The sequence below is a fragment of the Pseudoalteromonas sp. NSLLW218 genome (genome assembly GCF_015864775.1).
In the GTDB taxonomy this organism is placed as follows: Bacteria; Pseudomonadota; Gammaproteobacteria; order Enterobacterales; family Alteromonadaceae; genus Pseudoalteromonas.
Window position 1 is genome coordinate 271383 of the sequence record NZ_JADYWO010000003.1, and the last position, 16478, is coordinate 287860.

Below are 16478 nucleotides of genomic sequence, written 5' to 3' on the forward strand. Positions count from 1 at the left end.
TTTAGCCTTTAGCTGCTAATTTAAATAAAGAATAAAAGTTCTCGGTAGTCGCTTTAGCAAGTTCATTAAAGCTAATGCCTTTAAGTTCGCTAATGTAATAAGCAACATCTTCTACGTACGCTGGCTGATTTGTTTGCCCACGATGCGGTACCGGCGCTAAATAAGGCGAGTCGGTTTCTATTAGTAATCTATCTAGCGGTATTTGTTTTACTACTTCTTTTAATTCAATAGCATTTTTAAAGGTAACAATGCCCGAAATAGAAATATAAAAGCCCATATCTATGGCTTTTTTTGCCATATCCCAGTCTTCAGTAAAGCAATGCAGTACGCCACCGCAGTTTTCGGCTTTGTGCTCACGCATTAAGTTAATTGTGTCGGCGCGGGCATCACGAGTATGGATAATTAACGGCTTTTGTAATTCGTTAGCCACTTCAATATGCCCAACAAAGCTGGCTTGCTGCACTGCGTGAGTATCTTTTGAATAATAGTAATCAAGACCCGTTTCGCCAATGGCAACAACTTTTTCGTGTGAGGCTAAGTCGATTAGTTGCTGTTTATTAAGGGCGTCTTTTTGATCAAGTGGATGTACACCGCATGAGGCTGATACATCGTCGTAATGCTTAATTTTATCAAGCATGCTTGGAAACTGATCAAGCGTTACGCTTACACATAAAAAATGCTCTATTTGCTTTGCACGCGCTTTATCAAGAACTTGGTCAAGGTTTAAGTCTAATTTATCAAAATCAAGACGATCTAAATGGCAATGAGAATCTACAATCACTATAAGGCCTGTATTATGTTCAGGGTTTAAATTTGTTCGTTTAATTTATTATGTTAGCAATTAAAAGAACCCAATATAGGGCGGTGTTAATCTCAATGAAAAACCGACCCTATAACTACATGGTATATGTTTGATCGCCTGAGTTTAACATAGTCCCAAGTAGCTTTTCGATTTTAGCGTTTAGGTTTGTTTTATCGTCTAAAAAGCTAATACCAATACCTGGAGGGTTAGAGCTTTGTGCCCCTTGTGGCGTGATCCACGACACTTTACCTGTTACTACATCATCTTCTAAGGCATCGGGCAAGGTAACTCTAAGTGCTAATGAATGCCCTGCTTCGTAACGCATATTAGTACGTACAAATAAGCCACCTTTTTTTAAGTAAGGCATATAACAACGGTATAACTCGTCTAAATCGTCTATGTCTACTAGTAATTCTTGCATGATTAATCCTTTTAAGAATTTCGCAATGTGTATGCTAATCGTGATACAGCAAGCGGTAAATTAAGGCCAAGTACTTGTGTGTTATTTTGTAAAAACTCGCCTAATGCATTTTGCGCACTTTGATAAGCGTCAAAACTCATACCTTGCAGTAATTGCTGCTTTAGTTGCACGCTTAAAAACAAAGTAAATATACGAACAAGCTCAGGCTGTTTATTTATTATATCGACTAACGCTTTGAAATTATGGCTTTGTTTAAACTCAGTTGCAAACTTATAAAGTGTATCAATATTTTTTAGTTGGTCTTGCTGTTGCCAATGCTTTACTTGCAGCGGTTGGTTATAAAAAAGTGCTAACCAACTATAGTTAGGAATATCTAATGTTTCTAACCATTGCTGGGCAAGTGCTGTATTAGTTATTTTTACGTCACTTTTAGCGCATCTACTTAAAATAGTTGCAGGAAGCTGTTCTGGTTGGCTTGTCGTTAATATTAAAAAGCGGCTATTAGTTGGCTCTTCAAGTGTTTTTAATAATGCGTTAGCTGCTGCTGTGGTCATTTTTTCGCAATTTTCGATTATTGCTACTTTATTGCCATTTTGCGCTGCAGAGTGATTCATAAAATCACTAATACCACGTATATCGTCTACACCAATACTTTGTCCATCAACTTGCGTTAAGCGCTTGTCGGGATGAGTACCCGCAAGAGTAAGTAAGCAGCTCTTACACTGTCCGCAAGGTGTTAGCATACTGTTTTTCGCAGCTACTTGCTTAGCTATATTTTGGCATAACAAAGCATTGCCAAGCTCATCACTTAACTCAAATTTACCTACGCCAACAGGCCCACAAAATAATTGCGCATGATGAAAACGCTCTGCACGATAACTTTGCGCTAAACGTGCTTGAGTATCATGTAGCCAAGGCAATGGCATATTATTTTAGGCCTTCAAAAAATGAATGCAGTACATTGGTTATATCGCGATGTACTTTATCAATACTTTGGTTTGCATCGACCGTTTTAATGGTGTTGTCGTCATTAGCTAGTTCAACATAACGCATACGTGTACGTTGAAAAAATTCAATGGCTTCTTGCTCAATACGGTCTAGCTCACCACGCCCTTTTGCACGTTCAAGGCCTATCACTGGGTCAATATCAAGGTAAATAGTTAAATCAGGCTTTAAGCCCTTTAATACCATTGACGAAAGTGAAGCTAATGTATTTGAGCTAATACCACGCCCGCCACCTTGATACGCCTGGGACGATAAATCATGACGATCGGCAAGTACCCATTGGCCTTTATCAAGCGCTGGGGTAATAACATTGTGCATTAGCTGCGAGCGAGCTGCGTACATAATAAGCAACTCGGTTTCAAAGGCAATTTCTTCTTCGTGCTCTGCTTTTACAAGCGTACGAAGCGATTCAGCCAGTGGCGTGCCGCCAGGTTCGCGGACATTAATGAAGTCTATTTTTTGTTTGTTTAAAAAGTCTTGGCATAACGAAATAGCGGTTGATTTACCTGCGCCTTCTAGCCCTTCAATTACTATAAATTTTGATTTCATAAAAACTTAATTCTTTTTATTTAATATATACGTTTTAACTGCCGCGTTATGCTGCTTTAACGTGGTTGAAAATTGGTGGCTACCATCGCCTTTTGATACAAAGTAAACATATTCACTTTGCGGCGGATTAACTGCAGCTAAAATAGCGGCTTTAGATGGCATAGCAATCGGTGTTGGCGGTAAGCCATTAATACGATACGTATTGTAAGGCGTATAATCGCGTAAATCTTTGTATTTAATATCGCCATCAAAATCGGCGCCTAGTCCGTATATTACGGTAGGATCGGTTTGTAGGCGCATATTAGTGTTTAATCTATTAACAAACGCTGATGCAATTAGTGGACGTTCGCTAGCAAGGCCTGTTTCTTTTTCAATAATTGAGGCCATTATAAGTGCTTCGTATGCAGTTTTGTAAGGGAGATCAGCTGCACGTTGCTGCCAAGCGTCGTCTAACGTTTGCTGCATTTTTTGCGCTGCACGTTTTAATAAACTGCTCGCTGTATCGTTATTATGGTAATGGTAAGTATCGGGGAATAACCAGCCTTCTAAGTGCGTATTATTGCCCAGTATTTGTGTACTTAGTTCATCACTTTTTAAATCATTTTGTAAATTCTCGGCTTTTTTAATAGCACTTAGTACTTCACGTAAGTTTTGCCCTTCAATAATGGTAAAACTAAAATTGATTTGCTGGCCTTGGTTAATTTTTTTTACGTTATTAATAACGCTATCGGCTGTTAGCTCGTAAAGCCCCGCTTTTAAGTCGGTAAGTGTGGGATCTAATTTTGCAATGACTTGATAACGCCAGCAACTTTCTACCCAGTTATTAGCTTGCCATTGCTGACATAACTTATTAAAGCCAGTGCCATGCTTAACTTCAAATTGTGTGTTTTGGGCTACTTTTAGCGGGCTATTTATTGTTGCTTGTAATTGCTGGTAACCAATAGCAGTGGTTATAACAGCTAAAAAAAGTACCGATAAAATAACTTTTAACACTCAGCCTCCTTGGCTAATAATTTAGTTAATAATGCGTGGCTGTCATCTGTATTAAATACCTGTTGCTCAATACTTTTAACAGGTACTGCTCCCATTAAGCTATTACACACAAATACGGCGTCTGCTTGGGTTAAATCTTCTACTTTTACGCGTTTAAATTCAACAGGCAATTTATCACATAACGATTGTAGATAAACGCCCTTTATTCCGCACTCATCAAGCAATGGCGTAAACACACACTTATTTTTAATCGCAAAAATATTAGCTGCTGAAGCTTCAATTACATTGTTACTGTAATCAAGCACTAACACATCGTCGCAGTTTTGCGTTTGCATCGCTTTTTTAATTAGCACTTGTTCAAGTCGGTTTAATGTTTTAAGACCCGCTAAATATGGCTGCGCCGCTAATTTAATCGGGCTTATTTCGAGAGTTACACCCTTTTTAGCAAGCGCTTCGTAATTACTAGGGTAATCTAATACACTCAATAAAATAGTAACATTGCACTCACTTGGCAACCCATAACCACGTCCGCCTTCGCCTCGCGTTACAAGTATTTTAAGCACATTCAGTGGTGCAGCTTTAATATGCAGGGCAATTTGATTTTCAAGGCTATTAAAGTCTAACTCAGGAAAACCCAAACGCTGTGCGCATTCAATCAAACGCGCTTTATGATGAGCCCAATACTGTACTTGCCCATCAACAACCTTAGCGGTTGTAAAAAAGCCGTCACCGTAATTTAAGCCCCTGTCACGCGTACTTAAAGTGCTATTTTGATCTGCTGCTATTATTGTTTGCATTTTGTTTGGCATATAAAAAAAGCCCAGTTAAACAACTGAGCTCTTATAATTTGATTCGTTGTTAAAAAAGATTATACCTTTTTAAATAGCAACGAGCCATTAGTACCACCAAAACCGAACGAGTTACACAGTGCAAAGTCTAACTTTGCATCACGTGCAGTGTGCGCAATATAATCTAAGTCACACCCTTCGTCTGGGTTATCAAGGTTGATAGTTGGCGACACTTTTTGATCTGTCAGCGATAAAATCGAAATAATCGATTCAACCGAGCCAGCAGCACCTAACAAGTGACCCATCATCGATTTAGACGAGCCTACCATTACATCTTTGGCTGAATTACCAAATATAGACTTAACAGCGGCAGTTTCTGCTTTATCGCCTGCATTTGTAGATGTACCGTGTGCGTTAATGTAACCAATTTGCTCAGCGTTTACTTGCGCATCATTTAGTGCGTTTTGCATTGCAAGTGCAGCGCCCGCACCATCTTCTGGTGGTGATGTCATGTGATACGCATCGCCGCTCATACCAAAGCCTACAAGCTCAGCATAAATTTTAGCTCCACGTGCTTTAGCATGTTCGTACTCTTCAACCACAACAACACCAGCACCGTCAGAAAGCACAAAGCCATCGCGGTCTTTATCCCAAGGGCGAGAAGCCGCTTGTGGATCGTCGTTACGTGTTGAAAGTGCACGTGCAGCATTAAAGCCACCCATACCAATTGGGGTACACGCTTTTTCTGCACCGCCAGCAACCATTGCATCTGCATCACCGTAGGCAATCATGCGCGCTGCATGGCCAATATTATGCAAACCAGTAGTACAGGCAGTTACAATTGAAATATTTGGACCACGAAGTCCATGCATCATTGATAAATGACCTGAGATCATATTGATAATGGTAGACGGCACATAAAATGGCGATAACTTACGCGGACCACTATTTAATAGCTTAATGTGGTTTTCTTCAATTAACGTAAGCCCACCAATACCTGAACCTACAGCTACACCAATGCGTGCTGCGTTTTGCTCGGTGATTTCAAGGCCTGAATCTTTAAAGGCTTGAACACCCGCTGCAATGCCGTACTGAATAAACAAGTCCATTTTTTTAGTATCTTTCGCTGACATGTATGCAGTTGCATCAAAGTCATTTATTAAACCCGCGAATTTAGTACCAAATTTTGATGTATCAAAGTGCGTTATTGTTTGAATGCCACTTTTACCATCTAATAAGCCTTGCCAGGTTGATTGAACATCATTACCTAGCGGCGTCAACATTCCTAAGCCAGTTACGACGACTCGACGTTTAGCCACGGTTTGCCTCCAATAAGGGATATTTTACAAGGGGGTGATCATACCCAAGCTACCTCAAAGTGCTAGTCCCAAAATAGATTAAAAACGCATAACACAATCAAAATTAATTTTTAGCTAAAATTGAGCATCGAGATTTAAGTTTTGAATCATGAACTTTGAGGTGGTTTGGATATAAAAAATTAAAGGCAGCGGATGCTGCCTTTAACGTGCGATTAATTACTCAGCGTGTGCTGTAACGTAATCGATAGCAGTTTGTACTGTAGTGATCTTCTCAGCTTCTTCATCTGGGATCTCAGTATCAAACTCTTCTTCAAGAGCCATTACTAGTTCAACAGTATCAAGAGAATCTGCACCTAGGTCATCTACGAAAGAAGATTCATTTTTAACTTCTTCTTCTTTAACACCTAGTTGTTCAATGATAATTTTCTTTACGCGTTCTTGGATATCGCTCATTCTTCTTTCCTTTATTAAAAACGCCGATGCGTTATTTTCAGATTGCCGCGTAGTTTACGCGGCATAATTCTCTGATTCAATGATTTGACCATAAATAATTGTCTGGTCAAACCTCTGAGTGTGTGTTTTGTCTTTTATCGCTTATTTTCGCAGCGATTTCAAGTATGTTTAAAGCAAGTTCACAAATAATTCAATGTTTTTGAGGTAACTTACTTAACTTTATCAAGCAGTAATTTAGGTACTATGGTTATTAAACCATGTACATCGCGCCATTTACATGCAAAGTTTCGCCTGATACATACGCAGCCGCGTCAGATGCTAAATAACATACTGCAGCCGCAATTTCGTCAGGTTGACCTAAACGCCCTGCTGGAACATTTGCAAGTGTTGCTGCTTTTTGCTCGTCAGTTAAATTATCAGTCATGTCTGTTTGAATAAAACCAGGTGCAATTACGTTAACGGTAATACCACGTGATGCAACTTCGCGCGCTAGTGACTTAGAAAAACCAATTACACCCGCTTTAGCCGCTGCATAATTAGCCTGACCTGCATTACCCATAGTACCCACTACTGAGCCAATGTTAATAATACGGCCTTTCTTTTTCTTCATCATTGGACGAAGTACCGCTTTAGATAAACGGAAAACTGAGCTTAAATTAGTGTCGATAATATCGTCCCACTCAGTCTCTTTCATACGCATTAATAAGTTATCACGTGTAATACCTGCGTTATTTACAAGTACGTCAATATCGCCTAAATCAGCTTTTATTGCAGCAAGTGTTGCTTCAATAGATGCTGGGTCGGTTACGTTTAATGCATAACCTTTACCACTGTCACCTAGGTACTCACTGATTTTAGCAGCGCCTGACTCACTTGTCGCAGTACCTGCAACTTTTGCACCTTGTGCAACTAATGTTGTTGCAATTGCTTTACCAATACCACGGCTGGCGCCAGTAATTAGGACAACTTTGCCCTCTAATGAAAATAAATTAGACATTTTATATACTCTTATTTAGCTGCATCAATTGAAGCGGCGTCGTTTACTGAGCCACAGATCATTGCTTTATCAATTCGTTTAGCAAGTCCTGTTAATACTTTACCAGGACCAAATTCGTAGCTTTGTGTTACATCTTGCGCAACCAGGGCTTGTACTGTTTCTGTCCAGCGAACTGGGCTGTAAAGCTGGCGCACTAATGCATCTTTAATTGCATCAGCTGACGTTTCAGCTTTTACATCAACATTATTAATTACATCACATTTAGGTGTATTAAATGTTAAAGCGGCTAAATCTGCTGCAAGCTTTTCAGCTGCTGGCTTCATTAACTCACAATGTGAAGGTACGCTAACCGAAAGTGGTAATGCACGTTTAGCACCGGCATCTTTACATGCTTGCGATGCTCTATCTACTGCCGCTTTATGCCCTGCAATAACAACTTGACCAGGAGAGTTGTAGTTTACTGGCGATACAACCTCACCTTGCGCTGAGGCAGCACAAGCCGCTTTAATTTCTTCATCGCCTAGGCCAATAATAGCGGCCATTGAACCTACGCCTGCTGGCACGGCTTCTTGCATGTATAAACCACGGTTTTCAACAAGCTTTACGGCTTCGCTCAAGCTTAATACGTCGCTACATACTAGCGCTGAGTATTCACCTAGGCTGTGACCCGCCATAACAACGTCGGCATCTGGGTTAGCTGCTAACCAATCACGGTAAATAGCAACACTTGCAGTTAGTAATGCAGGTTGTGTGCGGTGGGTTTGATTTAATTTTTCTTCTGGGCCATTAAGAACTAGCTCTGCTAAGTCGTAACCCAGTGCATTTGACGCTTCTGCAAATGTTGCTTTAACAATGTCAGAACTCTCTAGTAGTTCTTGTAACATACCAACGCTTTGCGAGCCTTGACCTGGGAATAGAAGTGCAATTTTTTGTGCCATACTTTGCTCTTTTTAATTAAACAAATAAATAATGAAATACACGGCACATCAATTATTGATTAACCGCCGTGTCTTTAGAATGTGTGTTTTCGAAAATAGCGGCTATTTTATCAGGAAGTTGACGTTCAACCTCTTTTACCGCTTCATCAATAGCTGCTTGAAATGCTTTAGCTGACGCATTTCCATGGCTTTTAACGACAATACCGCGCAATCCTACCAGAGAAGCACCGTTATACTGGTCGGGGTTCACCCTTTTATAGAGTTTTTTTATTATTGGACGCAACATAAACGCCATACATTTATATAAAAGGTGCTTTTCGAGTGCGGTTGTAAACTTATTCATAATAAGCTTGGCAATGCCTTCGCATGTTTTAAGTGCCACGTTGCCAACAAATCCTTCGCATACAATAACATCAGCTTTACCCGAAAAAATATCACTACCTTCGCTGTAACCAATATAATTTATATGTGGGCTTTGCTGCATTAGTTGTGCAGCTTGTTTAATGTCGTCGTGGCCTTTAATGTCCTCAGCACCAATGTTTAATAAACTAACGCGAGGATTGTCCAAACCAAGTGCTTGTCCGGCAACAATAGAGCCCATAATGCCAAACTGATAGAGCATTTGCGCATCACAATGCACATTAGCACCTAAGTCGAGTAAATATACTGGGTTTTTAAGCTCTGTAGGAACAGATGAAATGAGTGCGGCACGTTTAACACCTGGCAGCATTTTTAATACATAGTGAGCCATAAAAAATAGAGCGCCGGTATTACCTGAACTAACACATGCTTGAGCCTCGCCCGATTTAACTAAATCTAGGGCAACACGCATAGATGAGTCTTTTTTTGAACGCACAGCAATTGCAGGTTCACAGGCATTAGTGACTATTTCACTACAGTGACGAATTATGAGTCTAGGATGAGGTAGAGAATCGAGAGATTCGAGTTCTTTAGATATAACGTGTTCATTGCCACATAAAATGAGAGTTAAATTGGCATGAGCATTTACCGCACAAACGGCAGCAGGAATAGATGAACGGGGGCCGTAATCGCCCCCCATCATATCTAACGCTATGGTTAGATCTTTCAGCATATAAGTAATCTCTTATTTAGAAATTACTTGAACGCCTTTGTAGTAACCATCTGCAGTCACATGGTGACGACGATGAGTCTCACCAGATGTTTGATCTACAGTTAAAGTTGGACCACTGATCGCATCGTGTGAACGGCGCATGCCGCGTCTTGCACGAGACTTTTTGCTTTTTTGTACAGCCATAGTCTTCTCCTAAGAATCTTTCTTAAGTTGTTTCAAAATATCAAATGGATTAGGTTTATCATCTTCCGCCTTTAATACACCAAAGCTGGCAGGCTTTGCTGAATAACTGCATGAAGCTTCGTTGTGGGTAGCCACTAATGGAATTGCTAAAATTAGCTCGTCTTCAATTAAATCAAAAACGTTAACTTCACCATTTTCATCAAGCGCTACTTCATCGTAGTCTTCTGGAAAAATATCTAACTCTGTATCTTCACCTACTGGTGAGTATGCAAAGTCTTGAACCAAATCCAACCCTAAATCACCATTACAACGTTGACAAATGACAGTAACGTGTGTGGACAAATTGCCTCTAATCACAGCGAAACCTTGATCATCGTTTTTGCAATGTATTTTTACCGCTATTTCACCTACTTCTTCCTGCACAACTTTCTCTAAACGAGTAAGTTTTTCAAGCGGTACAATTCCGTCATACTTTAAACGGTGCTGCGCTGCTTTGCCTGGATGAAGAGTGATGGGAATTTTCACCTTTTGCATAGGGGCTGCATCATATAGATAGTTAGTTTGTTAGTCAAAGTAAAAAACCATTTTTACTTGGTTTTTAACGTGTTTTACTCTCGGATCTGATTTATCCTAACTCAATCTGAATTATCGTAGGAAAACAGTCCGTGAAGCATCCACTCATTTTAGCGTCAAGCTCGCCTTTTAGGCAGTCTTTATTACAAAAATTTAATTTACCATTTGATACGTTTTCACCAGACATTGACGAATCAGCACTTGAATGCGAAACACCTACCGAACTGGTTAAGCGTTTAAGTGAATTAAAAGCCTCAGCGGCTAATAAACACTTTAACAAAGGGTTAGCTATTGGATCAGACCAAGTCGCTGTGTTTAATAATCAAATTTTAGGTAAACCACATAATAAACAAAATGCCGTAAAACAACTAAATTTATTTAGCGGTAATACTGTAACATTTTTAACTGGGCTTTGTGTTTACGATATTGTAACTGGCACTAAAAAAACGTGTGTTGAACCCTTTGATGTTACTTTTAAAATCCTTAGTGATGTACAAATTAGTGCTTATTGCGATGCTGAGCAGCCTTATAATTGTGCTGGCAGCTTTAAAAGTGAAGGGTTAGGCATCTGTTTATTTGAAAAACTAAGCGGAGACGATCCTAATAGCTTAATTGGATTACCATTAATTAAACTCAGCCAGCTACTGACTGAGTTTGGTATTGATGTACTTACTGCTCAAAACAAGTTTTAGTTAAATAAATTAGCCAAGCAAAACCTGTTGCAGCTGCAGATAGTTATCTACTGTTGCAACAGGGCTAAGCTTATTTAGCTGCTGTGCGTTATGTACACCCATTGTTACACCAATTCTATCCATGCCAGCAGCTTTTGCCATGGTCATGTCTATTTGAGTGTCACCAATCATTACAGCGTCTTGAGCGCTTATGCCAAGTTCTTCAAGCAATTGATACAACATATCTGGAGAGGGCTTTGATTGCGCTTCGTCGCTTGTACGCGTTGCACTAAAGAAATGTCTAAGTTGGCTTTGATCAAGCAAACGCTCTAACCCACCTCTACCTTTACCTGTTGCAACCGCTAAAACAATGCCCTGCTCTTTTAATGCATTTAAAACGCCGACAACATTAGCAAATACAGGCGTGGGAGTAGTATCCACACTGTATTGATATTTATAACCTGAAATTAACGCTTGGTGCTGCGCTACATTATCAGGAAATAAAACGTCAATTGCTTTTTCAAGCGACATACCAATAATGTTTTTAATGGCTTCATCACTAGGTGGCACTATATTAAGTGACTCTGCGCTACTACGAATACAGTTAACTATTTTAGTCACTGAATCCATAACAGTGCCGTCCCAATCAAAAATGACGAGCTTATATTTTTTAATTGGGGCTACTTTTATCACAGTTTCGCATCTCGTAGTTTTAGTAGTGTATTTTTAAGCGTTTTATCTAGCGGTGCTTCAATACGCATGGTTGTTTCGTTTTTAGGGTGATAGAAAGTTAAATCGTGTGCGTGTAAAAATAATCGATTTAAACCAACTTTACGCATAGATTCATCAAAACCCTGATCGCCGTATTTATCATCGCATGCTATTGGGTGACCTTTACACTGCGTATGCACACGAATTTGGTGCGTGCGCCCTGTAACAGGCGATGCTTGTACAAGTGAGCAATCGTTAAAACGTTCAAGTACTTTAAAACGAGTATGTGAAGGTTTTCCCTCAGTGTTATCTACACGTACTACGCGCTCGCCCGACTTAAGTGTATTTTTACGTAGCCCTTCGGTTACGTTTTTAGTTTTAGAGTCCCACTGCCCTTCTACAAGTGCCCAGTAATTTTTTTCCATTGTTTTTTCACGAAGTTGTTCATGCAATGCTGTTAACACCGAACGGCGCTTCGCTATAAGTAAACAACCCGATGTATCACGGTCAAGCCTATGAACTAGCTCAAGGCTGCGCTCTTCTGGGCGAAGTGCGCGTAGTGCTTCAATTAAACCATAACTTAAACCACTGCCACCATGAACAGCCATACCTGAAGGTTTATTTATGACGATAAGGTATTTATCTTCAAATAAAATATCGTTTTCTAGGCGAGTTACTTTGTCTAACTTTGATGGTACAAACTCTTCACGCTCAGCAACTCTGATAGGTGCAATACGCAGTACATCGTCAAGCTGCAGTTTATATACAGGCTTAATACGCTTTTTATTAACGCGTACCTCACCTTTGCGCAAAAGTTTATAAATAGCGCTTTTAGGCACCCCTTTTAAATGGGTAATAAGAAAGTTATCAATACGCTGACCTAAATGGTCTTCGTTGATCGTGACATAAGTTACTTGTAAGTCGTTTTTTTCTGACATTGCCTAATCACTAATTTAAGTAAAATAATTTAGTTGCTAACACTGTAATAATAGTGGGATAATCAGCAGCGCAAATATTTAGTATTTGCAAATAACAACGGTGCTTTTTAACACATTAAAACATTCGTGATGCACATTCTGGGTAGCCGATCATACAGATCCGAGTTAAGTTTTCCAAAGCTTTTATGCCTCCTCAGTTAACACGTGCGATCAATTAACGGCAATGCGCGTAATATATTGCTGGTTAAGTTTGAACATGAAGCGATTTTTAACGTGCTAGAGAAAGCAATGAACAGATAATTTGTCTGATAGTGACGACGTAAAAAACGTCGTTCAGCACTAGCTCAATTATTGTAGTACCGTATAGCAGCTTATTTAGAACTAAAAAAATCTAATAAATAAGCGTTCATTAACATCGGCAGCGATTTTTGCTCTTAAAACGGATATTAGCGATACATCAGTATGTATTGCTCACCAACTTAATGAGCCCTACGCGCCTAATATGAATGATATTTAGTAAGATTAATATGACAGGCCGACTTCTGGGTAAAACTTGTAAACGTAGCTGAAAAGCCGACAGTTTTAGCACCATTAAGAATTTAATAGCGATAATAATCGCTATTGTTTGCCAGCATTTAAAATACTGCATACGAGAAACAGAGCCGTTCCGTTAAAGACCCAGTCGTGAGGCTGCACATTCTAAAAATAGGGACAACTGAACAGGCGAGAAAAACATCGTCATGTCAGCGACATAAATAAGTAGAGTAACAATATGAAACGTATGCTAATCAATGCAACGCAGCAAGAAGAAATGCGCGTAGCACTGGTTGATGGCCAGCGCCTTTATGATTTAGATATCGAAAGCCCAGGTCACGAACAGAAAAAAGCCAATATTTATAAAGGCAAAATCACTCGCATTGAACCATCTCTTGAAGCAGCATTTGTTGATTACGGTGCTGACCGTCATGGTTTCCTTCCTTTAAAAGAAATTGCACGTACTTACTTCCCTGCAGGTTACACTTTTCATGGTCGCCCAAACATCCGCGACGTAATAAAAGAAGGTCAAGAAGTTATAGTACAAGTTGATAAAGAAGAACGTGGCCAAAAAGGCGCAGCGTTAACTACTTTTATCAGTGTTGCTGGTAGCTATTTAGTTCTTATGCCTAACAATCCTCGTGCTGGCGGTATTTCTCGTCGTATTGAAGGTGATGAGCGTACTGAACTAAAAGAAGCATTAGGTCGTTTAGAACTTCCTAAAGGTATGGGCTTAATTGTTCGTACAGCGGGTGTTGGTAAGTCATTTGAAGAACTTAACTACGATTTAAAAGCATTATTAGTACATTGGGATGCAATTAAACAAGCAGCTGACAGTGCTAAAGCACCGTTTTTAATTCACCAAGAAAGCAACGTGATTTTCCGCGCAATACGCGATTATTTACGTCGCGATATTGGCGAAATTTTAATTGATAAACCACGTGTTTTTGAAGAAGCTAAAGCGCACATTGAGCGTTTTCGTCCTGACTTTATGAGCCGTGTTAAGCTTTATCAAGGCGACACTCCTTTATTTACGCATTACCAAATTGAAAGCCAAATTGAGTCTGCGTTCCAGCGTGAAGTACGTCTTCCTTCTGGTGGTTCAATTGTAATTGACCCAACTGAAGCACTTACATCTATCGATATCAACTCGTCTAAAGCAACTAAAGGCGGCGATATTGAAGAGACTGCACTTAATACTAACTTAGAAGCGGCCGATGAGATTGCACGCCAATTACGTCTACGTGACTTAGGCGGTTTAATTGTAATCGACTTTATCGATATGACGCCTCCACGCCATCAGCGTGAAGTAGAAAATCGTTTAAAAGATGCTGCTCGCCCAGATCGTGCTCGCGTTCAAATTGGTAAAATTTCACGCTTTGGTTTACTTGAAATGTCGCGTCAGCGTTTGCGTCCTTCATTAGGTGAAGCAAGCCAAGGTCCATGCCCACGTTGTAGTGGTCAAGGTACTATTCGTTCAAACGAATCAATTGCTCTTTCTATTCTTCGTTTAATTGAAGAAGAAGCAATTAAAGACAACACAGCACAAGTAAATGCACAAGTGCCTGTTGCCGTTGCCGCTTATTTGTTAAATGAGCAACGTCGTAGTGTTCACCGCATTGAAAAGCATCACAAATGTGACGTAGTGATTATTCCAAATCAACATATGGAAACACCACATTACGAAGTTATGCGTTTACGTAAAGACGAAACACTTGAAACAGTAAGCTACGGACAAGTTGTTGCACCAGAGCCTGAAGTATTTGAGATGTCAAAATCACCAAGTACTCCAGTACGTGAAGAGCCAATGTTGAAAGGCGTAGTAATGCCTTCTACTCCAGCTCCACAAGCAGCTCCAGCTAAAGCAGTAGCACCAGCGGCTGTTGTACAAACTAAAACTGAAGGTGGCTTACTAGCTGCTATTGGTAATTGGTTTAAGTCGTTATTTGCAAGTGAATCTGAAGAAGATAAAAAAGAAGCTGTAGAAAAAGAGCAGCAAGAAGCGCGTAATAACGCTCGTCGTGGTAACGATAATCGTCGTCGTAATAACAATCAACGTCGTCGTAACAATAACCCGCGCACTAATAAACCACGCAACGAGCGCCCTGCAGCTGAAGAGGAAGTTAAAACTGACTCACCAGCAGCAAGCACCGAGACTCAAGAGAGAAACGAGAACCGTAATAAGCGTCGTCGTAACCCTAACTCTCGTAAGCGCCCAGAGCATAAAAGCGAAGAAAAAGATCAAGTTAAAACCGAAGCTCCTGCAAAAGCAGCAGTAGAAGTAGAAACTGATTCTAAGCCAGCTCAAGCTGCAGAGCCTAAAGAGCAAAAGCCTAAAGTTCGCCGTCAACGTCGTAACATACGTAAAAAAGTACGTCTGCAAGATGAAAACGCTGAGCAAGCTAACTCAACAGAGCAAACACCTGAACAAGCGGTAGTGACTGACACTCCACAAGTTCAAGAGCAAGCACCTGTTGCAGAAAAGCAAACACAAGCTCCGGCAGAAAAAACAGCGCACATTAAAGAAGAGAAAGTTGACACTGTTGATTCTAACGATGAAACAGCAACTACTGAAGACGAGCAAGAGCAAACACGTACTCGTTCACGCCGTTCTCCTCGTCATCTTCGTGCATCAGGCCAACGTCGTCGACGTCCTGAAGGTGAAGCAGAAGTTAAATCTGACGAAGCCCCTGCATTTGTTCCAGTTGCTGATCAAGCTGCTGCAGAATATGAAGCAGAGCTTAAAGCTAAATCTGAAGAAACACCTGTGGATGCAGCGCAGCAAATTGAACAAGCCGTCGCGGTTGAAGACTTAGCAAAAGTTGAAGCTGTAGAAGAGCCTGCTAAAGTTGAAACTCCAGTAGCAACTGAAGAGCCTGCTAAAGTTGAAACGCCAGTAGTAACTGAAGAGCCAGCTAAAGTTGAAACGCCAGTAGTAACTGAAGAGCCAGCTAAAGTTGAAGCGCCAGTAGTAAATGAAGAGCCGGCTAAAGTTGAAGCGCCAGTAGTAACTGAAGCACCAGCTAAGGTTGAAACTCCGGTAGTAACTGAAGAGCCGACTAAAGTTGAAACGCCAGTAGTAACTGAAGAGCCGACTAAAGTTGAAACGCCAGTAGTAACTGAAGAGCCAGCTAAAGTTGAAACTCCAGTAGTAACTGAAGCTCCAGCAAAAGCAGAGAAATCAGCACCGCATGTTAAAACATCGGTAACTCAAGGGTCTGCAAGTGCGCCAATGGCACAGCCTACTCCTGTAGCTGATAGCGAAGTAAAGCATACATCTGTAGCAATGGCTCACGATAAACGTGAACTAGTGCCAGACAGTGGTTTACGTGCGGGTTCTATCAAACCTGCTGGTCGTGCAAGCTCTGCAATGACTAAAACAATGAGTGTTGATTAATAACTAACACTTATTAAAAAGCCCCGCTATTTAATAAATAGCGGGGCTTTTTTGTTTACATGCTTTGAATAATTATTAAAGTTTCTTCACGCTCATAATAAGCGATTTATTCA

At 40.3% G+C, this 16478-nt stretch carries 17 protein-coding genes; 2 read left to right on the plus strand and 15 right to left on the minus strand.

Annotated elements, in window-relative coordinates:
* Position 1: 1 nt before the first annotated feature.
* The 13 genes from I6E80_RS05995 to yceD all read right to left on the minus strand — a co-directional run bounded on the left by I6E80_RS05995 (position 2) and on the right by yceD (position 10075).
* Complete coding sequence (locus tag I6E80_RS05995; RefSeq protein ID WP_197118215.1) at positions 2-781, minus strand: TatD family hydrolase; 780 nt, start codon at positions 779-781, stop codon at positions 2-4.
* 115 nt (positions 782-896) lie between these two features.
* Positions 897-1223 (minus strand): PilZ domain-containing protein, encoded by a 327-nt coding sequence (locus I6E80_RS06000; RefSeq protein WP_002962367.1) that lies wholly within the window; start codon positions 1221-1223, stop codon positions 897-899.
* Positions 1224-1234: 11 nt separating this feature from the next.
* Positions 1235-2149: a DNA polymerase III subunit gene (locus tag I6E80_RS06005; protein ID WP_154903349.1), complete on the minus strand. Its 915-nt coding sequence runs from the start codon at positions 2147-2149 to the stop codon at positions 1235-1237.
* 1 nt (position 2150) lies between these two features.
* Complete coding sequence (gene tmk / locus I6E80_RS06010) at positions 2151-2777, minus strand: dTMP kinase (RefSeq protein ID WP_007585737.1); 627 nt, start codon at positions 2775-2777, stop codon at positions 2151-2153.
* 6 nt (positions 2778-2783) lie between these two features.
* A complete protein-coding gene (gene mltG / locus I6E80_RS06015; protein WP_197185084.1) occupies positions 2784-3770 on the minus strand; it encodes an endolytic transglycosylase MltG in 987 nt (328 codons plus the stop codon).
* Positions 3764-4579: an aminodeoxychorismate lyase gene (pabC, locus tag I6E80_RS06020; protein WP_197185085.1), complete on the minus strand. Its 816-nt coding sequence runs from the start codon at positions 4577-4579 to the stop codon at positions 3764-3766. The genes mltG and pabC overlap by 7 nt, the downstream gene beginning before the upstream one ends.
* Positions 4580-4638: 59 nt before the next feature.
* Entirely contained in the window at positions 4639-5877 is a 1239-nt protein-coding gene (gene fabF / locus I6E80_RS06025; protein ID WP_076923842.1) for a beta-ketoacyl-ACP synthase II, read from the minus strand.
* Positions 5878-6093: 216 nt separating this feature from the next.
* The gene (gene acpP / locus I6E80_RS06030; RefSeq protein ID WP_002962377.1) at positions 6094-6330 is read right to left on the minus strand and encodes an acyl carrier protein; all 237 of its coding nucleotides are present in this window, start codon (positions 6328-6330) and stop codon (positions 6094-6096) included.
* Positions 6331-6580: 250 nt separating this feature from the next.
* The gene (gene fabG, locus I6E80_RS06035) at positions 6581-7327 is read right to left on the minus strand and encodes a 3-oxoacyl-ACP reductase FabG (protein ID WP_076923841.1); all 747 of its coding nucleotides are present in this window, start codon (positions 7325-7327) and stop codon (positions 6581-6583) included.
* An 11-nt stretch (positions 7328-7338) separates the two neighbouring features.
* The gene (fabD, locus tag I6E80_RS06040; protein ID WP_076923840.1) at positions 7339-8265 is read right to left on the minus strand and encodes an ACP S-malonyltransferase; all 927 of its coding nucleotides are present in this window, start codon (positions 8263-8265) and stop codon (positions 7339-7341) included.
* 52 nt (positions 8266-8317) lie between these two features.
* Positions 8318-9358: a phosphate acyltransferase PlsX gene (gene plsX / locus I6E80_RS06045; protein ID WP_170071094.1), complete on the minus strand. Its 1041-nt coding sequence runs from the start codon at positions 9356-9358 to the stop codon at positions 8318-8320.
* A 12-nt stretch (positions 9359-9370) separates the two neighbouring features.
* A complete protein-coding gene (gene rpmF / locus I6E80_RS06050; RefSeq protein ID WP_002962381.1) occupies positions 9371-9541 on the minus strand; it encodes a 50S ribosomal protein L32 in 171 nt (56 codons plus the stop codon).
* A gap of 9 nt (positions 9542-9550) precedes the next feature.
* Positions 9551-10075 carry a 23S rRNA accumulation protein YceD gene (gene yceD / locus I6E80_RS06055; RefSeq protein ID WP_007375269.1) on the minus strand — a complete coding sequence of 175 codons (525 nt, stop codon included), beginning with the start codon at positions 10073-10075 and terminating at the stop codon, positions 9551-9553.
* Positions 10076-10206: 131 nt separating this feature from the next.
* Between yceD and I6E80_RS06060 the strand changes: the two genes are divergently transcribed.
* Positions 10207-10806: a nucleoside triphosphate pyrophosphatase gene (locus tag I6E80_RS06060; protein WP_170071095.1), complete on the plus strand. Its 600-nt coding sequence runs from the start codon at positions 10207-10209 to the stop codon at positions 10804-10806.
* Positions 10807-10815: 9 nt separating this feature from the next.
* On the opposite strand, the gene I6E80_RS06065 is transcribed toward I6E80_RS06060, so the two are convergent.
* Together I6E80_RS06065 and rluC are read right to left on the minus strand one after the other, a co-directional pair.
* Complete coding sequence (locus I6E80_RS06065; RefSeq protein WP_331459327.1) at positions 10816-11478, minus strand: HAD-IA family hydrolase; 663 nt, start codon at positions 11476-11478, stop codon at positions 10816-10818.
* Positions 11475-12434, minus strand: coding sequence for a 23S rRNA pseudouridine(955/2504/2580) synthase RluC (gene rluC, locus I6E80_RS06070; RefSeq protein WP_076923837.1), 960 nt, complete (start codon positions 12432-12434; stop codon positions 11475-11477). Before rluC ends, I6E80_RS06065 begins: the two co-directional genes overlap by 4 nt.
* A gap of 772 nt (positions 12435-13206) precedes the next feature.
* Between rluC and rne the strand changes: the two genes are divergently transcribed.
* Entirely contained in the window at positions 13207-16365 is a 3159-nt protein-coding gene (gene rne / locus I6E80_RS06075) for a ribonuclease E (protein WP_197185086.1), read from the plus strand.
* Positions 16366-16478 lie beyond the last annotated feature (113 nt).